This window comes from Enterococcus sp. S22(2020), assembly GCF_020295385.1.
Taxonomy (GTDB): domain Bacteria; phylum Bacillota; class Bacilli; order Lactobacillales; family Enterococcaceae; genus Enterococcus_L; species Enterococcus_L dunnyi.
The window spans coordinates 14,526-34,478 of the sequence record NZ_JACFUD010000007.1 but is presented as its reverse complement, the minus strand read 5'-3'; the positions used below and the strand labels follow the sequence as shown (position 1 = coordinate 34,478).

The following is a 19,953-nucleotide window of genomic DNA, read 5'->3' as shown; positions in this document are numbered from 1 at the left end:
AACGTTTGTTCGTTTTTCTCTTGCTTTTTCTAAATAAACCAGTTATGATATATTTATTGAAAAGGAACTTAAATCGTTTATATATAAGGAGGATTATCGATTGGCAGATGATCGTAAAGTGGCCTTAGATGCCGCACTAAAAAAAATCGAAAAGAACTTTGGTAAAGGTTCAGTAATGAAATTAGGGGAAAAAGTAGACCAGCAGGTTTCTACGATTCCCAGCGGTTCATTAGCGTTAGACGTTGCATTAGGTGTCGGTGGCTATCCTCGCGGACGGATCGTTGAAGTCTACGGACCAGAGAGCTCAGGTAAGACGACTGTAGCACTGCATGCGATTGCTTCAGTACAAAAACAAGGCGGCACAGCTGCTTTTATCGATGCTGAACATGCTTTAGATCCGCAATATGCACAAAAATTAGGTGTAAATATCGATGAATTATTACTTTCACAACCAGATACTGGAGAGCAAGGATTGGAAATCGCGGATGCTTTAGTTTCCAGTGGCGCGATCGATATTGTTGTTATCGACTCAGTAGCGGCTCTTGTTCCTCGTGCGGAAATCGACGGGGAAATGGGTGCAAGTCACGTTGGTTTGCAGGCACGTTTGATGTCACAAGCATTGCGTAAGCTTTCAGGCTCTATCAACAAGACGAAGACGATTGCTATTTTCATCAACCAAATCCGTGAAAAAGTCGGAGTGATGTTTGGTAATCCTGAAACAACTCCTGGGGGCCGTGCGTTGAAATTCTATGCGACTGTTCGTCTGGAAGTAAGACGTGCGGAACAATTGAAGCAAGGAACAGATATCGTTGGTAACCGTACGAAAATAAAAGTAGTCAAGAATAAAGTTGCACCACCATTCAAGGTGGCTGAAGTTGATATCATGTATGGTCAAGGGATTTCTCAAGAAGGTGAACTTCTTGATATGGCTGTTGAAAAAGATATCATAGACAAGAGCGGCGCATGGTACAGCTACAAAGAAGAACGTATCGGGCAAGGCCGTGAGAATGTGAAAATCTATATGCTTGAGCATCCAGAAATGGTTGAAGAAGTCTCTAAGCGTGTACGTGATGCTTATGGTATCGGCGACGGTACAGCCGTTGTTGAAGTAGAAGAAGGTCAAGAAGAATTACCGCTTGATGAAGAATAGAAGCTAGAAATAAACAAACTGTAAAAGAGCTGTGATTGCTTTTTTACAGTTTGTTTTTTTCTCTTAGCTAATTTCTTGATTGGAACAAAGCTCTTTCGATTAGGAAAGGGCTTTTTTAAGTTGACACACTGGTGCACAAACATTAGAATAAAGTTGTGTATAACTACACGTATGCAAGTAGGCATATTGATAATTGATTATAGTTTATCAGAAAACTACATGAATATTGAAAATTTGAAGATAGTACGGAGGTGGAAACAATGGGTTTACAAATTCTCCTCGCTATCGTCGGTTTAATTGTCGGTCTGGGTTTAGGGTTAGTCGTTGCAAAATCGCGTCATGAAAAGGCTATAGATGGTGCAAAGTCTTCTGCTGCAGGCATTATTGAAAGTGCCAATAAAGAAGCGGAAACTCTGAAAAAGGAAGCTTTATTAGAAGCTAAGGAAGAAAACCAGAAGTATCGGTCAGAAATTGAAAGTGAGTTGAAAGAAAGCAAATTAGAACTGAAATCTCAAGAAAATCGTTTATTACAAAGAGAGCAAAATTTAGATAGAAAAGATGACTCTCTTGAAAAACGTGAAAACTCACTGGAAGAAAAAGAAGAGAAACTTGGTGCTAGACAGCAATTAATTGATGAGCGAGAAAAAGATGTAGAAGAACTAGTTGAAAAGCAACACCAAGAAATAGAACGTATTGCTTCACTATCGAAAGATGAAGCAAAAGATATCATCATGAAATCTACCGAAGAAGAGCTAAGTCATGAATTAACTGTTATGGTTAAGGAATCAGAACAACGTGCGAAAGAAGAGTCTGATCGTAAAGCTAAAAACTTGCTTTCATTAGCGATTCAACGTTGTGCAGCTGACTCGGTTTCTGAAACTACAGTTTCTGTGGTTAGTTTACCAAATGATGAGATGAAAGGTAGGATCATTGGTCGTGAAGGCCGTAATATTCGTACCTTAGAAACGTTGACAGGAATTGATTTGATTATCGATGATACACCAGAAGCAGTGGTGCTGTCAGGGTTTGATCCAATCAGAAGAGAGATTGCTCGGATGACCTTGGAGAAATTGATTCAAGATGGACGAATTCACCCAGCTCGTATTGAAGAAATGGTTGAAAAGTCACGTAAAGAAATGGATGAACGAATTCGTGAATACGGAGAGCAGGCTGCCTTTGAAGTTGGGGCGCATACACTTCATCCGGACTTGATCAAAATTTTAGGTCGTTTACGTTTCCGTACAAGTTACGGACAAAACGTATTGAACCACTCGATCGAAGTGGCTAAATTAACTGGTGTATTGGCGGCAGAGATCGGCGAAGATGTCCAATTAGCGAAACGTGCAGGTTTGCTGCATGATATCGGTAAAGCGTTGGATCACGAAATCGAAGGATCTCACGTAGAGATCGGTGCAGAGTTAGCTGCTAAGTATAAAGAAAATGCGACGGTTATCAATGCGATTGCATCTCATCATGGCGATGTGGAAGCAACGTCAGTCATTTCTGTTTTAGTAGCGGCTGCAGATGCATTGTCAGCTGCTAGACCAGGAGCTCGTAGTGAATCTATGGAGAACTATATCCGACGCTTAGAAAACTTAGAAAATATTTCTAACGGGTTTGAAGGTGTTGAGTCTAGTTTTGCTGTACAAGCTGGTCGTGAAGTGCGAGTAATGGTCAAACCAGATGAAATCAATGATTTAGAAGCTGTGCGCTTAGTGCGGGATATTCGTAAGAAAATCGAAGATGATCTAGATTATCCGGGTCATATCAAAGTGACGGTCATCCGTGAAACGCGTGCAGTAGATTACGCAAAATAAAAAAAGAAAAGAAACAGCCAGCGGTGATAAGCAGGCTGTTTCTTTTTGTGTCTTCCCCTAATTTTTTTCAAGTACATAAAATGGCTTTTTGGCTATATTTTCACCCTGTTTTTGTAAAATAAATGAGAAAAAATTCAGGATATTTTTACTAAACTAGCCGCAGTGTTTTAATTGCTATAAGCCTATTACTTTGCTATATTCTTTATAGAATTTTATTAAAACTGGGGGTTTTTTACTATGCAATTAAAGAAAAGCGCTTTTCTAGGTTTAGTTGCTTTATCAAGTATTACATTAGCTGCTTGCGGCGGAGGCTCAAAAAATGCCGATGGTGGTGCAAGCGGAGAAGAAAAGGTATTTCGCTTAGTTGAGAGACAAGAAATGCCTAGTGCAGATCCTTCATTAGCAACGGACGAAGTAAGTTTTGTCGCATTGAATAATGTGTATGAAGGGATTTACCGCTTAGATAAAGACAGCAAGCCACAACCAGCTGGGGCTGCTGAAAAAGCAGAAGTTAGTGAAGATGGACTAACATATAAGATCAAATTAAGAGAAGATGCGAAATGGACAGATGACAAACCTGTAAAAGCTGAAGACTATGTATATGGTTGGCAAAGAACGGTTGATCCAGCAACGGGTTCAGAATATGCTTACATGTTTAACTCTGTAAAAAATGCTGAAAAAATCTCCAAAGGCGAAATGAAAAAAGAAGAACTTGGAATCAAAGCAGTTGGTGATTATGAACTGGAAATCACATTAGAACAAGCTACTCCATTTTTTGACTATCTATTAGCATTCCCATCATTTTTACCGCAAAGACAGGATATCGTTGAAAAATATGGTAAAGATTATACAACTGATAGCGATAAAGCAGTGTATAACGGACCATTTACTTTGACTGATTTTGACGGACCTGGAACAGATACAAATTGGTCTTATACAAAAAATGACAAATACTGGGATAAAGACACAGTCAAGTTAGACAAAGTAACGATCGATGTCGTAAAAGAAGCACCGACATCATTGAACTTATTCCAAGACGGTCAAGCAGATGATGTACCATTGTCAGGTGAATTAGCGCAACAAATGAAGAGTGATCCAAACTTCATTACCTTAAAAGCCGCATCGACATTCTATCTTGAACCGAACCAAATTGAAGAAAATTCACCATATCGCAATGCAAATCTGCGTAAAGCTTTATCTTATGCAATCGATCGTAAAGCATTAGTGGATCAAATTTTAGCAAACGGTTCAACTGTCCCAGAAGGTTTAGTACCTGCAGGCTTAGCTGCTGATCCAAAAACAGATGAAGACTTTGCCAAAGAATCTGGAAATGATATTGTCTACGATGTTGACAAAGCAAAAGAATCATGGAAAAAAGCCAAAGATGAATTAGGTATTTCTACGTTATCTGTTGATTTATTGATCGATGATACTGATAATGCGAAGAAAATGGCTGAATATCTACAAGGTTCATTATCTGAAACCTTAGATGGCCTAAAAGTGTCTGTCAGCCCTGTACCATTTTCTGTACGATTAGATCGCTCAAACAAAGGAGACTTTGAAATTGCAGTGAGTGCATGGGGAGCGGATTATGCAGATCCAAGCAGCTTCTTAGATTTATTTGTTACAGGAAATGCCTATAATAGAGGACATTATTCAAATCCTGAATATGATAAATTAGTGAATAGCGCTGCGACAACAAATGCAAACAATCCAGAAGCACGTTGGCAAGATCTGTTAAACGCTGAAAAAACGATCATGGATGATAAGGGCGTTATCCCATTGTATCAAAAAGCAGAAGCACGCTTACGTTCTGAAAAAATCAAAGATGTTGTGTACCATTCAACTGGAGCAAAATATGATTTCAAATGGGCATATATTGAAGAGTAATCACTTGAATTGAATGTTTGAGACAAGAGAATAAAACAAAAGTCGCTTAAGTTCGAGTGACTGGAGTAATGGGACTGGGACATGACTCTACGAGTCACACCCCAGTCCTTTTTAAAACGAATAAACGGTGGAAGCAGAAGTAACTCCTTCGGAAATAAGCTGAAATTCACAAAAATTTGAAAAATAATTTTCGTGAATTCCCTCTTATTTCTTGGAGTTGGACACTTCTGTTCCATCCTCGTTGTAAAATTGACGAAAAATCTGACTTTTGGCTAGCACCTATTAAGAATTGGCGTTCTGGACTTTAGCTGCTGCCTATCAATGAAGTCATGTGAACGGATATAATTGTATTAGAGTCAGAAAATTAAAAAACGAATGATATTCATTAAATATTTATAAAAAAGATAAAAAAATAATATTTTTATGTTTGAATTATCTTATTATGAAAAAAGTGAAATTTATAATAGGGAGATCGATCATGAAAAAGACAATGCTTAGTTTATTTATTCTAATTTCAGCAATTTTTTTGTTACCTTCACACAGTGAGGCTGCACAACTCAATTTTTATGACATTGTGACGCTTAATGCGCAGGAACAGGCAAAGATTATCAAGGAAAAGCCAACTGTAAGCGATGAATACGGACAATACAATCTGATTTATGAAAAGAATGTCGATACGACTAATGTCAGTTCCAATGCTACAGGTACATCAAATAAAACGAATGATCAAGGAACGACGACTAAAACAACAAAGCAAGCGAATTTGCCTAAAGCTGGGGAAAACAGACAATTTCAACTAGTGCTATTTGGGACGGGCTTCATTTTGATTAGCTTTTTTATTTTATATAAACATAGAAAATATTCAAAGTTATTATTGATTGTTATCATTCCGATGGCATTTGGTCCATCTCCTATGAAAGCTTTGGCTGCAGAAGCCTCGCTCATTCCATCTGAGAAGCTGGAATTGTTTGAGGGAGAAGCTAAAATGATTGAGCCTAAGGCTATTGAAGGATATACATATGTCGGCTATTATCCATCAGAAAAAGTGGTTCTGCCAGCTGGGGAATCTAAAATAACTGTGTTGTATGTGGATGAGAATAGTCAAGAGATCCATTCACCGCAAGTGCTTTTTGGGAAAATAGGAGAAAGCTATGATGTTTCAACAGAACAATACAAATTAGCGATACCTGGGTATGTACTGAATCAAATGAAATTGCCGCCGAATGCAGTTGGAACTATCAAGGAGCAAGAACAAACAGTCGTTTATGAATATCAAAAGGAATTAGCTCAAAAAGGTCGAGTCACAGTTCACTACTTAGACATGAATGGTCAGGAGATTCAGCCGAAAGAGCATTTAAGTGGTGAAATAGGACAGACATTTCAGATAGAAACGAAAGAGATTTCGGGATTTTTATTCGATCATGCTGTGGGTGATTTAGAAGGAACCTTTGGAGAAACTGAAAAGGACATCCAACTGTATTATACGGATGAAGTAACGGTCAATATACATTATATCGATAAATGGACGAAGCAGCCGTTGACGCTGAATTCAATCACACCCTATGCAGATTATTTAAGACCGGATATTTCTGATATCGATGGTTACTATTATACTAACTCATATAATGGCAAAACATATGCACAAGGAGAAACAGCATCTGAAGACCAGCTGACAGTCAAAGTAGGGGCAAGTTATACTTTGCCGAAAGAAATCAGATTTTTGATAACTAAACCAACTGGGGAAACGATGAACACACTTAATTTTCCTAAGCCTATTGAGGATTTAGGCTGGGCCGTTGCTATCGATAGTTACTCGAACTTCTTGTATTTCCAAGAAAAACCAGAATATATACCTGCTAATTACACAGGAATAGCGGATCAAGCAACAATTGATGTTACGTATGAAGTAACATTTATTCCAACGGTAATTCCAGCCCCTTGATCATGATAAAGAGAGAGGTTGAGACAGAAGTGTCTAATCCCGAGAAATAAGCTAGAATTCACGAAAATTGTTTTCCAAATTTTTGTGAATTCTAGCTTATTTCTGACCTTCAAAGCTTAGGGCTTTAGCCCTTAGCATTTGATGAGATCGGAGTGCAACGTAGTGGGATTGCTTCTGCTCTCACCGTTTATCCGGATTCCAGGTGTCTGGGATTTGACTCCCAGAGTTTTGTCCCGCTTTTTAAAGGCGAATAAACGGTGAGAAAAAACAGCTCCTTCGGAAAGAAACACGTTTATCTCAGTCTTTTTTGAACAAAGAAATGGAACGATTTTGTGTTACCTTGTCGAATAAGTCAAATATATAGAATAGTCATTATTTCATTTTTATCGAGATTGAGCAGAACCAAACAGGAAAATACCCGAAAAACTTCGCAAAAGATCGCCGTAGTGCGATTCTTGTTTATGCCCAGGCGAGATATTTGGCAATTTTGGCGGTACGTTGATAAGTTGTGAGGGAACGCCATTCTTCTTTTTTCGGTAAACGAATACGACTTCCTGCGGTTCATCTTTAAACTCACCCTCCTGTGAATGAGCAGGAGTTACTAGTTCCCAAAGTTGACGATCTGCGCCCTTGGCATAATAGACGATAGTTGTCGGCTGAATGACCAATAGAGAAATCAATAAGATAATTAGAAAGTAGATCCTAAAAGAGCGTATTTTTTTCATTTTCTTTCTCCCTCAATTCAATGACGATATCAGCAAATTTAGCCCAGTCAGATGGTGTCGGCGGCTGTTTCCAGACGATTTGCTGACAAGTTGCTTTTCTTAGGCGGTAGTCGGATAAAACGATCTGCGTATCATTATTAAACCTTGTTTGCACAGCAATATTTAAATCGCGAAAGCGTTGTAGGCTCTGACAAATATATTCTGTGTAAGCTGCGCCGTGAGAAAAATCAATATAAATATTGATCGGTTTTCCAAGCTGAACAGGTTCTAGTACAGAAAGCACAGTAAACATTATGTCGTAATAAAGCTTTGCTTGATCATTTTTAGATAGTTCTAGAGATGAAAGAAAATGCTCTTTACGAATAAATCGCAAAATCAATCTATGTAAGGAAGAATATACTTCAGCAAAATAGCGATAAGCTGCTGTATCAACAAAAGTCGTATAGCTTTGTCTAAAAATAGACAAACAAAGTAATTTTTTTAAGAACGAATCATACAATTCCTTTTTTTGAAGCTCTCTAACTGGAAAGTGTAACGTTAGGCTAGTCAACAGCTCTTGAGCTGCGCTTTGTGTCTGACTAAACAGTTCTTTATTGAATTGTAGATCGAGCTCAAGCATTTCTGAAACAAATAAGAAGGTCAACAAGTAATGACTTTCCTTGAAAACTTCGGCTGCAAGATCGGCTGCAGGTGCTAAAGCTTGCTCGATCGTCCTCAGTTGACGATGATACATTTGTTGAGTCGTCTCGCTAACTGCACAAAGGTTTTCATTTATGATATGTCTATTTTTGATTCTAAGCTGTATGATGTGAATGAATAATGATAGCTTTTGTTTTTGAAAGAAAGTTAAGTCTAAGCTGAAATAAGAAATTAAAAGATTCAGTAATTGCTTTGCGTCACTTCTGCTTTCGGTGGAAAAAGGGTATCTTTCGCCAAAATAAAAATAAGAAATAATATCGAAAATGATCGATCGGACATGCATCTCTGGTCCGATCATTTTATTTTTTTTGATCACTATTTTTTCTTGCTTTAAACAATTCAATACTTTGGTTCGTATTTGATAAAGCGTTGTTTTGGCAATATGCTGTTCTTCCTGAAACTTGTTTAATGTTTTTTCTTCGATCAATACTTCAATAAAAAAACGGAATTTCAGTGAACGTTGGGCATAGATATGTTGTGTTTTTTGAATCGTATCATTTGAGATAGGATGATAAGTCAATTCATCGTAAAGCTCATCAGAAAGCCCTAATTCTGGACAATCTTGATTCAATTCTTTCAAATATTTTTCCAATAAAAATTTGGATAATCCTGTTAATTCTATCAGTCGTTTCTGTGTCAGGTATTGGTCATTGTAAGACTGTAATGTCATAAGAACCTTGAGCCTGTCATGGTCTTCGTCCTCTAAAAAGTCTAAGTACTCCATATGTTTTCTCCTAGCGTATTATAACGATTATTCTGTTAGTGCAGCTAACGGCCATTCTATTTTGAATGGTGTATTTTTTTTGCAGTGACTTTATAGGTTTCTCCGATTTTTCCAGTCAGAGTGTTTGGTTTAGCTATTTCATTGCCATTCTCATCGACAAATTTGACGGTTACAGAACCTACACCGTCTCTAGACTTGTTCGTTTTACGTTCACTTTTTTTAGAAGGTACCGATTTTGGCTCTCTAAAACTTGCTAAAGTGTCTGGTAGGGAAGAGAGATTCTGAGAATCCACGGTCCGTTCATTTGTATTTTCTATGTGAGGAGAAGTGCTCCCTGAAACAACAACAGGAGAAGTAATCAAATCGATCAGTTCATTAGCTATAGAAGTTTGTGTCGGTGCTGCAGCAGTAGGTACATCGGCGTTATTGCTGTCTGGCAGATTTGGCAACTCATTTTTTTTATAGATATATCGGATCGTTTGAGCTTGTTTAGTGAATGTTCCTTCAGTAGGTCCAATTTGTTGTATCAATTGATAATGGTCTATTTGCTTAGGCTGCGTCTGATAGGAAGCGCCTATTTTTCCACTTAAGGTTTCAGAAGGTGCAATGGGTTGTTCATCTTCATCTGTGTATAAAACTGTGACGTCTGCACCAGATGCTTTTTCATAAACAAAGGTCATTTCCTGAGCGGCTTGGGTAAATGTTCCTTCTGTTGTTTCTGGGCTCGAAAATAAAATCCAGTCAGTCAATTCCTTAGGCTGTGCAGTGAAGGTTTCACCGACGTTTCCAGATAAAACGACCGGCTCAGCAAGTTCCGCCCCTTTTTGGTCATGAAAATTGATCGTGACCAAGCCTCTAAGAATTGGATCGTCAATGATCGAAAAGGTCTGTAGATAGGTCCCAGAAGAAATCGAATAAAAATTAAAGTTCGCTGGTGTAGCATAGCTTCCAACGGGATTGTTGATCCGTGCATTATAGTACATGGTCGCTAGATTGTTGTACTCATCTTTTTGAACATTTAAAACAGTAATGCCATTTTCTGTAACCTGTAGGCGATTTGAAGGTAGTTGGATATCGTTCAATTCAAGGATCATTTCACTAGCGGAAGTTGAAAGTGAAAATGGCGGTAAATACCCATCAAAATTTTTTAGGCGGCTTGGCATCAAAGAAAAGGGAATAAAAATAGTTTCCTCTTCAGGTGTATAAACCAGTTCTGAACGTGTAAGAGTCATAACGGGATCCATTCTTCCGATATTTTGACCAAAGGCTGCCAAATCATTTAATGCAGGAAAATCCTTGATGACGGTAAAATCTGTCACACCGCAAAATTGAATAGAGATCGATCGTAATTTAGGTAAGACTTTTAACGGTTCGATCGTCGTGATCCCCATATTTGAATCTAGATAAAGGCGTTCCAATTGTGCGAACTGTGTCAACTTAGGGAAAACATCATTGGTCAGTTGAGCAGAACTTGCAGATATGCGAATGATGCCGCTGCTTTTTTTTAGGTCTGGAAAATTAGCAGAAGTCAGGTTTTTACCACTTAAATCAACGAACTTAAGCGAAGATAGCTGCTCTAACGGACTAAAATCTACGACGTTACTTGATCCTAAGAAGAAGTCTGCTAAATTCACTGCATACTCTAACCCTGACAAGCTATTGATTTGAGCTGAGATATCTGCAGGAATGTATAAAGAGACCAGAGTCGCTAATTCCTGCTGTGTCAACGTACTTCCAGTAGACTTGCCCAACGTGGCTAGAATGAATTCTTTTAAAGTCGGATCTGGAATAAGCTCTTGTGTCAAAGGAGCAGACTGAGTGATCGTTTGTAATAAGCTATCTGCTTTAGGAGAGTTATCAGTTGCTTGTTCTCTATTTTCAATAGCTGAATCAACTGCAATGACTTCAGTAGCACTATTGTTTAAAAGGTAGAGACTTAAGCATAATGCTGAAGGCAAAATTGCACGTTTAAAAGTATTCAATAGTAAAGCACCTCGATATAAATAATAAAATAATATGTTATGAAAAATAAAAAAATATGTAATTGAAAGAATTTCGAACATTAGAAAAGAAATATTCGTTTGAAATATCTTTTTAAACTGATAGAAGTATCTTTTATAAAAGAAATCCATTAATATAATACACTTTTTAATAAAAAGCATCTAGATGAATTCCTACTTTTTTTCTTTATTTTTTCAAAAGTTCAAAAAAATCGCGGAAAGTTCGGAAAAAAGAGGAAAAAAGCGAATGAGCTGTCATTGTTTTTTACTTGGATTTGAAAGAATATTAGTAAAGTGAAAGATAAATAAATATCATTTTTATTTGAAATCGAATAGAGATGAACAGATATATTTTTAATTTCACTAGAAAAATATAAATAGGAGAAGAAATGATGAAGGTAGGAATATTGGATACTGAAAAAATAATCAGTAGAGAATTTATTACTGGTCCAACCTCTACACACCTCCTTGAAGGAAAAGAGATAGTAGAGGAAAAAGATTTGAAAGGGATCGATGCATTACTGATCTGTAAAAATCAACAGTTTGGCATCCGTGAAATCTGTGAATGGGTCATTAAAATCAAAACACATGAGAGTGTACCTATTTGGGTAGCGACTACCGAAAAACAATTAGGGGAGAAAAGCATCTATTTACAGCTAGGTGTCTGCGGCATATTTGAAAAAGATTATACAGTTGAAGAAATCGATCTGTCGATCGGTAATAGTTTACAGGCAATGAAGCAAAATAAAAATACGCAAGATGAAACATACTCAGGAAAGTCCTTTATATTAGACCCTTTAAGACTGAGCTTATCTATTGGGAAAAATAACGTCCCTTTAACTAGACTGGAATATTGTTTATTAGAGGTTCTTTATGAAAACAAAGGAGAAGTTTGTACATATAAAATGCTTGCGGAAGCTTTGTTAGGCAAAGAAATGATTGCTGATTTTGATTTGGCGCAGAGCAGGATAGCCAATATCGTGTGTAAAGTCCGAGCAAAAATTGCTCAGACGAATCGAGGAGAACAGGATTTGATCAAAACGATTCGATCAAGAGGGTATATGTTGACTCTATCCGCATAAAGAAAAAGGGTTCAACCATGGAGAGGGGGTGATACATGTAGTTTGGGGACCGATCATAAAAGATGAATTCCTACTCAAAGTAAACAGCAGTCGAATGGAAAAAGAATGTCAGTCAAAACAGTCGTTAAAAGTAGAGCATGCTCACTTCATATATGGAAGGTGTGCTCAGGAAATGTGGAGGGGAGGCAACGATGAAAAAATTGATTTGGTCTAGTATGTGTATGCTGTTCTTATTTATTCCATTTTTTGGAACGATTGCGCAAGCCTCTGGAAAGACACAAGCTGACGTTACTTTTACACAAGGAGAACAGCCTAAAAAACCGATCATTGATAAAATCATCAATTCGGATGACAAAGGAATACTGCCACACACTGGAGAACAACTAAGTTTATATTTATTAGTCATTGGGATTTGTCTTTTAAGTTGTATTATCTACTTAAAAATGAAAAACACACGAAAGAAGGAACAAGAATGAAAAACAAAGTAATCGCAAGCTTATTATTGAGCGGGCTCGTTTTGAGCTGCTCAGCCACAGGCGTTTATGCAGAAGAAAGCACAGCAAAAACAAAAGCTGAAACAGAATTTACTGCAGGAGATCGTCCTGATCCATCAAAACCAGAGGAAGGGCCTAAAGACCCAAGTCCGCTGGATCCAGATCCGGATCCGGAAGATCCATCAAAGCCTAAGCCACTGCCTGAAGTAAGCAATGTTTATGTGACTCATTTACCAGATATTTCATTTGGTTCAAATAAAACGAATTTAAAAACAACAGAATATGAAGCATTGACTGAAAAACGTACTAGAAATCAGGGCGCTGAAGCTTTTTATATGCCCCACTCAGTACAAGTTGCGGACTTATCTGGAAATAGCGATACAAAATGGAAGCTAAGTGTACACCAAGATGACATATTCAAAACAAAAGATAGTACACCTCAAAAATTAACGAATACCCGCATTCGTATCTATGGAAATACACTAACAAGTACTGCTTATGCAGCAAGTGATCTGACAGATAAAGTTGCAGGAGTAGCAATGGATACAACAGACGAATTTGGTTCATTCTCAACGATTCCTGTTGTAGGTGACACTCAGGGTGAATTGGTTGTTTTAGAAAATAAAACAGAAGGATTTACGTTGAATTCCTATACATCTTCTGTATTTGCTGACAGCTACACAGAAGAAAATTACGATCCAGCAAAAACACCTTCTGCTGAACGTTATGAAGGGATCAAACTAAATGTACCAGCGAGTGATCAGTCACAGGCTAAAGCTTATTCAACAAACTTGACCTGGACATTGACAGTAGAACCATAAAAAAGCAACAAAGATCACTTATCATCAGAAGAAAAGGAGCAGAAAAAATGAAAACAACTAAAATTTTAAGTCTAAGTTTAATTGCGGTGGGAGTGTTGGGCTTTTCAGTATCAGCTTCTGCAGAAACTGGCGCCGTAAAAACAGATGGGAAAGCATCATTTGTTCCCCAATCAGGAGATATCAATACGATCAAACCGGGAACTGACGAAAAAATCGATATGGTCGATGGGAATAATGAACGTGTAACGGTAGAGAATGTTCAACTAATGCACGTACCAGATTTTGATTTTGGAAACAATGAAACAAGTGTCGATACAAAAAATTATGATGCGATTTATGAGCATTACCAAAAATCAGGAGATACTACTAAATATTCCATCCCGCATTTTGTTCAAGTCGGTGACGTTTCAGGGGTTCAAGGAACAGCATGGACAGTCACAGTAGAACAAGATTCATTGTTTAAAGAAACTGGAGGCCATTCCTTGAAAGCTTCTAGAATCAATGTTTATAACCAAACATTGACAAATAATGTCCAAACAAGTGTAGCGGATGTTGTGACAGGGTTGACGATTCCAAGTGATTCTGCAGTTCAAATTCCTGTAAAAGGGTCAGATACAACTGGAGCAATCGCGGTATTGACATCAAAAGCTGGTAAAACTGACCAAACCACAACAAATGGAACGATCAGTTCTGTTGTTTTCCAAAAAGAGTATGACGAGTCAAATTACGGCAAGACAGATTCGCCAGCGCTAACGGATAAAAATGCGGATGTCAAACTGAATGTTCCGCAAAGCGATGGGGTACAAGCGAAGTCTTACAGCGCTAAACTAAACTGGACATTAACAGTAGAACCATAAATGTAGTGTGTGATTGGGGTCGGATAGTTACCATCGGGTCTAAATGAATTGAAGCGAAATGAAACGGTAGGAAAAATCATTTAGAAACAATCGTATTTTACCGACCTCGATTTTGTTAGAAAGGATAAAATTATGAGAGTAAAAAACCAATCAGCGTACTTGTTTTTTCAAGTCATGTTTTTTTTAAGCTTGACTTTTCTAGTGTCGTTTTCTCCAGCATATGGAGCAGAAGTGCCGATTTCCGTTAAAGCGATTTTACCGGACAACCAGATCGCCAAAGATGCAGGTTACTATGATTTGAAAGTCAAACCAGGAGAAAAGCAAGAACTTTCTTTTCAACTGTATAACCAAGGGGAAAAAGATGCAACAGTCAACATAGAGATCAATCCTGCTTACACTGGAGATGGGGGTTCATTTGTTTATACAGAGGATGATACAAACAAAGATTCTTCCCTAAAATTTCCTCTATCCAGTATTGCTGCATCAGAGCAGACGGTCAGTATTCCGGCAAAGGGCACGACTGTGACAAAAGTGAAGCTGGAAATTCCTGAGGAGCCTTTTGAAGGGTTGATTCTTGGAGCGATTCGTGTCACCAGCGCAGATACGAAGGAACAGGAAACGGGCGAGTCAAAACAGGGGTTTAATATCTCGAATAATTTTGCCTATTCAGTCGCAATTCAGTTAAGGGAATCAGATGATCTGCCCAAATCAGAGCTGAAGATCAAGAAAGTATTTGCCTCTCAAGTTGCTGGACGTAATACAGTCAAAATCAATTTACAAAATCCAACAGCGACGATCATCGACAACGTATCTTATGAAGCCTCTGTCAGTAAAAAAGGCGACAGCACGCCACTTCATGAAACAAAAGTGAAAGGCTATCGCGTTGCGCCGAACACCAATTATAATATCCCGATAAGTTGGGAAAATCAGCCGTTTGCGGCTGGCACATATACCGCTAAGGTAAAAGCGAAATCAGAAGATACAGGACAAGAGTGGACATTTGATCAAGAATTTGTGATCAGTTCTAAAGAAGCAAGAGAGTTAAATGAGCAAGCAGTTGATTTAGAAAAAGACTATTTACTATATGTGATCATCGGTGCTGCAGCATTTGTTTTATTAGTGATCATTTTGATCATTGTCTTGGTCATCTTATCTAAGAAAAAGAAAAAACGTAAGGCAGCAGCAAAACGGGCACGACAAAAAAAGCGTAAAAAAGGAAAAGAACATGACAAACGAAAACAACGACCAACAAATGGAGCCGCTTCTGGAAAATCAGGAAGAGCTAAACGAAAATAAGCACTATCCATTGGCTTTTTATGTGACGCTTTGTTTGCTTATTCTTGTAGTGATTGCTGGAGGTTTCGCAGGCTATCTCTGTTACCCGTTTACTGCAAAGATCGAGGGCCATTGGGCATCAACTGATGAAACACTGAAGTTGAGAAGTACAGGTCGGTCCTGGGAGCTGACGATTCCAAATTATCAGCAAAACAAAGGCTTGTCTTTGCTATACGCAGGTACTTGGAAGGCTGCTGGTATCAACACGTATGAGGGTGACCAAGTGAAATTATTGATGAAAATAAACAAGGCTGATTTTTCTAAAGAGGAACTTGATGAGCTGGAAAAAAAATCAGATCTATATATAGTTTCTAAACAAACAGATAAAGAGCTCACATTACAATATACACAAAAGGGGATTCAAAAAATTCAATCACAGCCTGATTTAAATAAAGTTGTGCATGTGACATTGGAAAATATTCACTGGGATAAAAAACAAGAAAAACTATTTTTAAACAGTAGCTATTTTTCAAATGAACGGATTGAATTTGCATATGTAAAATGAAAATAAACAAGGGTTGTTGTTATTTATCGAACGAAATGAGAGGAGTGAACCATTGAAATAGCTATTATTTCAATACTTAACATGAAAAACAAAAAGTATATTCTCTCTTTGATGGTTTTAGGGGTTAGTTTAATAATGAGCTTTATTTTAATGACCTCCTTAAGTGCAAAAAATAAGCTTCAAGCACAAGAAATAAAAGCAACAAGAGCAATCACAGACAATATTTTTCAAAGTGTCAAAATCATCGTTCCAGCAGAAAAAAACCGAGTGATGAAACAAGAAGACTACCTGAAAAATAATTCAGAAGTGAAAGTAACGATGAATTTCAAGTTCACCAATAAGGATTATAAAGTCGGTGATACATTTGAAACCACATTACCGCAAGGATTTACTTATTCAGCGGTAATTGAAGGTGAATTAAGTGATACGGCGGTATACAAGATCGATCCAACGACCAGAAAACTGACATTGACTATGGTCAAAGACGTACAGTCAGCTGAATATAATTTAGATTTAGTGACACGGATCAATTTTGATACCTCGCTAAATTCAAAACAAGAGATGCCATTTGAAACACAAACACCAACCAACTATATCTTTCATCTCTATGTGAAAGATACCAGCAACTACGTATATGGTAAGACATTCGATAAAGAAGACAACGAGGTCAGCCTGATGCCTGATTGGGGCGGTAAATTTCCTGAAATGAATGTCAATTATATGCACGTTGATCTATCTCAAAACATGCTTCAGGTAGACTGGGGTCAAAAATTACTCCCAAGTTACTGGACAGATGGTTATGTCAACGCGACGCATGATCTTAATTCATATAAATTTTATACGTATGAAACAACGATCAATGGGGATCGAATCGGAGAAAAAAAGGAACTAAAGATCGGTGAAGACTTTACTGTTGTTCCTAAAACAGCTGGTTCTGCTCAGTTGAAGTTCAACGAACGCTTCCATGAAGCATTAGAAGTATCTGAAGGCGAAGTAACGTTTGATTATACTGGCTTCAACCCGATCTCAAACGGGAAAACAGGCTCTATTTCAACAGCGATCTCCTTTTGGGTCTATCAAGGGGCAACAACAGAAAGTTATCTTTCGCTCAGTAGATTCTATTTGAATTTTAGAGTCGTCGAATTAGGCTATTTAGGCTTAGGAACGATCATCTATGACGCCAATGTCAAAGACAACGAACGAATCGTTAAGACACCGATCTATATCAATGGAACCAATCAATCGTTGAAAAAAGGGGACAGCTTTACCTTGACGAATGAAGGTGATCCAGCGTTAGTAGCAATCGACACCAAGTTAGCTCAAGAGTATAAGGTAACATTCAATGCGAATGGGTCGATCGTTGAAGGGACTAAGAAGGGGATCAGTAACTGGGAAGTCACTAGTGATGTCTTTGGACAAATCACATTGACGTATTTAGGCGAAGATACAACAGACACATTTGGATTAGATATTTATGTGGGGATGGACGAAACAGTAACGAAGCCGTACAATAGTCGCTTTGTTCTTTCAGGAAATGGTTATCAAACTAGTGGAGGAACAGCATTTAAAGGCCAAGACAATAATGTAAAAACAGGAACCTTCAATACAGATAAAAGTGTGATCAATTGGACTGCAACCGTCAATTCTCTGTATCAAGAAGTCACTAAAATCACAGATACTTTTGGAAATGGTGTTAAAGCTGGAACACTAAATAATCTGAAGATCACCTCTGTTCCCTTTGGAAAAAGTCTGATACAAAAAGAGCTAGTCGAAGGAACTGATTATGAGTTAGTAACTAAACCAGATTCTTTTGAGATCAAATTTTTGAAAACGGTCAAAGAGAAATTGACGATTACTTACAGTACGGAAGTCGATTTACTGACAGTGGATAAATTGTATTCACGTGCAACGAATACGATCACTCCAAAGCTTAAATTTGCTTCTTCAGATGAAAAAGAATTTCCTACAGTAGGTTATGCGTATGTACCAAGCTATCTTATTACAAATGCACCATTTTTGCTTAGTAAAAATAATTCAAATTCAACGACAGAACTCTTGAAAGAACAACCAGTCAATCAAGTGAAACTATTGATCAATCCTGGTGGAGCTACAATGTCCAACAATGAGATAGTAGCCAATTTTAAAAGCTTAGATGTAAGTATTTTAGATGGGAAATTCTCGGTCAATACGGTGAAGCAATTTTCTACTACTGACTATAGCAACTTGTTGTTGGGCGACGAGATCACTTCTGACAATGAAGAGTACCCAGAGCTAAAAATAGAAAACGGTCAACTGGTTATAAAAAATAAGAAATTGACGAAACCGATCATTGTTAGTTTTACTTTCGCCAAAAATAACTATTATAATGTTGCTAGTGACAATGTAAAACTTACCCAAATGAATGAAAATACGGATCCTGTCAATCAAACATCACGGCTGTATTTCAATAACCGACTGCCGGCTAGCTTCACATTTGCTACGAGTCAAACCTATGCAAATATTTCAGAGGCGACATTGACGATCAAAAAAAATAATGGCTTTGCTTTGATAAAAGGAACACAAGTCACGATCGCCTCGATGGTACCAGCAAACGAAATGAGGGAATTGCCAAGTCTAAGAGAGGTCACGGATGGAGATGGAAATCCTCTACCGACATCGGCAGTTTCTATCGGTAGCAGTTATTCTAATTGGTATGTAAACATCAACGACGACCAACTCAAAAATGGCTTGATCGTAAAAACGACATGGAGTTTTAATACGAGCGGAACCAAAAGCTATTCTGGTGGTGGGGCTACGCATCCATTTACTAACTATGATAATCGTGTTACGACACAAAATTATATGTCAAACTACTGGTCAGGAAAATTCGATATCGATAACTCTGGTGCTGGCGGCGGTGGAAATCTGATTTTGAAGGATATGACGATCAATACAGTTGATTCTGTCACGAACAAACCGGTCGCAGGTGCGACTTATGAAGTTATCGATAAGAATGGCAAGCTTGTAGATACGGTTACGACGAACGCTAATGGTCAAATCGTTTTAAAAGACTATGTCGTAACGAATTATACATTGAAAGAAATCAAAGCACCGGACGGTTATTTATCAAATGAAGAATACAGCGAGCCTGGAAAAGAGATCGTCCTGTCACCGACACAGGAAAACAAATTGACGATTTCCTACGTCAAAGAAGGTAAAATCGTGGTTCATTTTACGTATCAGGATGGGACGGATATCGAAACGGTCACGCCGATAACGATTACAGGCGGTAATGGTTCAACGATCAATCTAAAAGAACAAAAAGAAGTGAAAGAGCAGCTGGCAAAAATGAATACAGAAAGTGCAGATTATCGTTTCTTGAATTTTGATCAAGGAAAAGTCACAGGAACAGAAGAAGCAGCTGTATTTCCTTATGACAGTGAAGAGGTCTACTATAAATATGAAGGACTGCTGACTTTGACTGTTCCAGATTTATTGACCTTTGAAACAGGATTCGTTTCGCCGTTTGAACAGGTACTTGCCTATGATAGTACAGATGATTTTGAAGTAGCGTTAAGAGATAATCGCCAAATCACAAGTAGCGGGGCGACCAGTGCAGCTAAGACTAGAGGGAATATTCGGTTGAACGCGTTCTTATCAAAAGAATTTACGACAGCTGGAAATAAAGTGTTGAAAGATGCACGACTGATTTATCAAAACGGTACAAACAATATCACCTTGAACGGTACCGGTGGTGAACTGGTGAATAATAAGCAAGACACTAACGATAAAGCGAAAAAAGAATTCAATTTTATCTTAGATAAAGCTGAAAACAAGAATCAAGGATTTAAATTGGAGGTTCCGGCGAAAGGAACATTAGCTGAAGAATATACAGGTGAAGTGACCTGGGAAATTATCCAAGAACCATAACCT

Annotated in this window: 14 protein-coding genes and 1 pseudogene; 11 read left to right on the top strand and 4 right to left on the bottom strand. The window is 37.9% G+C overall.

Annotated elements, in window-relative coordinates:
• Window positions 1-100: 100 nt before the first annotated feature.
• The 3 genes from recA to H3T55_RS14160 all read left to right on the top strand — a co-directional run bounded on the left by recA (window position 101) and on the right by H3T55_RS14160 (window position 4,857).
• Window positions 101-1,150 carry a recombinase RecA gene (recA, locus tag H3T55_RS14170; RefSeq protein WP_225535318.1) on the top strand — a complete coding sequence of 350 codons (1,050 nt, stop codon included), beginning with the start codon at window positions 101-103 and terminating at the stop codon, window positions 1,148-1,150.
• A 260-nt stretch (window positions 1,151-1,410) separates the two neighbouring features.
• Window positions 1,411-2,967 carry a ribonuclease Y gene (gene rny, locus H3T55_RS14165; RefSeq protein ID WP_087640541.1) on the top strand — a complete coding sequence of 519 codons (1,557 nt, stop codon included), beginning with the start codon at window positions 1,411-1,413 and terminating at the stop codon, window positions 2,965-2,967.
• Between the two features lie 237 nt (window positions 2,968-3,204).
• Window positions 3,205-4,857, top strand: a complete 1,653-nt coding sequence (locus tag H3T55_RS14160; protein ID WP_225535320.1) for a peptide ABC transporter substrate-binding protein — start codon at window positions 3,205-3,207, stop codon at window positions 4,855-4,857.
• A gap of 116 nt (window positions 4,858-4,973) precedes the next feature.
• Here H3T55_RS14160 and H3T55_RS16735 read toward each other — a convergent pair.
• A pseudogene (locus H3T55_RS16735) lies at window positions 4,974-5,093 on the bottom strand (DUF3788 domain-containing protein); the annotation flags it as partial.
• Between the two features lie 242 nt (window positions 5,094-5,335).
• On the opposite strand from H3T55_RS16735, the gene H3T55_RS14155 reads away from it, so the two are divergent.
• On the top strand, window positions 5,336-6,799 hold the full coding sequence (locus H3T55_RS14155) for a MucBP domain-containing protein (RefSeq protein ID WP_225535322.1): 1,464 nt from the start codon (window positions 5,336-5,338) through the stop codon (window positions 6,797-6,799).
• A 383-nt stretch (window positions 6,800-7,182) separates the two neighbouring features.
• On the opposite strand, the gene H3T55_RS14150 is transcribed toward H3T55_RS14155, so the two are convergent.
• Genes H3T55_RS14150 through H3T55_RS14140 form a run of 3 tightly spaced genes read right to left on the bottom strand, consistent with a single transcriptional unit; the run spans window position 7,183 to window position 10,929 of the window.
• Entirely contained in the window at window positions 7,183-7,524 is a 342-nt protein-coding gene (locus H3T55_RS14150) for a hypothetical protein (RefSeq protein ID WP_225535323.1), read from the bottom strand.
• Window positions 7,502-8,947 carry a helix-turn-helix domain-containing protein gene (locus H3T55_RS14145; RefSeq protein ID WP_225535325.1) on the bottom strand — a complete coding sequence of 482 codons (1,446 nt, stop codon included), beginning with the start codon at window positions 8,945-8,947 and terminating at the stop codon, window positions 7,502-7,504. Before H3T55_RS14145 ends, H3T55_RS14150 begins: the two co-directional genes overlap by 23 nt.
• A gap of 56 nt (window positions 8,948-9,003) precedes the next feature.
• The gene (locus H3T55_RS14140; protein ID WP_225535327.1) at window positions 9,004-10,929 is read right to left on the bottom strand and encodes a MucBP domain-containing protein; all 1,926 of its coding nucleotides are present in this window, start codon (window positions 10,927-10,929) and stop codon (window positions 9,004-9,006) included.
• A 410-nt stretch (window positions 10,930-11,339) separates the two neighbouring features.
• Between H3T55_RS14140 and H3T55_RS14135 the strand changes: the two genes are divergently transcribed.
• From H3T55_RS14135 to H3T55_RS14105, 7 genes are all read left to right on the top strand, one after another.
• On the top strand, window positions 11,340-12,029 hold the full coding sequence (locus tag H3T55_RS14135) for a DNA-binding response regulator (protein ID WP_225535328.1): 690 nt from the start codon (window positions 11,340-11,342) through the stop codon (window positions 12,027-12,029).
• A gap of 191 nt (window positions 12,030-12,220) precedes the next feature.
• Complete coding sequence (locus tag H3T55_RS14130; protein WP_176372813.1) at window positions 12,221-12,505, top strand: LPXTG cell wall anchor domain-containing protein; 285 nt, start codon at window positions 12,221-12,223, stop codon at window positions 12,503-12,505.
• Window positions 12,502-13,344: a WxL domain-containing protein gene (locus H3T55_RS14125; RefSeq protein WP_225535330.1), complete on the top strand. Its 843-nt coding sequence runs from the start codon at window positions 12,502-12,504 to the stop codon at window positions 13,342-13,344. The genes H3T55_RS14130 and H3T55_RS14125 overlap by 4 nt, the downstream gene beginning before the upstream one ends.
• Window positions 13,345-13,391: 47 nt before the next feature.
• Window positions 13,392-14,201, top strand: a complete 810-nt coding sequence (locus H3T55_RS14120; protein WP_225535332.1) for a WxL domain-containing protein — start codon at window positions 13,392-13,394, stop codon at window positions 14,199-14,201.
• 174 nt (window positions 14,202-14,375) lie between these two features.
• Window positions 14,376-15,497: a DUF916 and DUF3324 domain-containing protein gene (locus H3T55_RS14115; protein WP_225550211.1), complete on the top strand. Its 1,122-nt coding sequence runs from the start codon at window positions 14,376-14,378 to the stop codon at window positions 15,495-15,497.
• Window positions 15,427-16,041: a hypothetical protein gene (locus H3T55_RS14110; protein WP_225535336.1), complete on the top strand. Its 615-nt coding sequence runs from the start codon at window positions 15,427-15,429 to the stop codon at window positions 16,039-16,041. Before H3T55_RS14115 ends, H3T55_RS14110 begins: the two co-directional genes overlap by 71 nt.
• Window positions 16,042-16,176: 135 nt before the next feature.
• Complete coding sequence (locus tag H3T55_RS14105; protein ID WP_225535338.1) at window positions 16,177-19,950, top strand: SpaA isopeptide-forming pilin-related protein; 3,774 nt, start codon at window positions 16,177-16,179, stop codon at window positions 19,948-19,950.
• The last annotated feature ends 3 nt before the right edge of the window (window positions 19,951-19,953 follow it).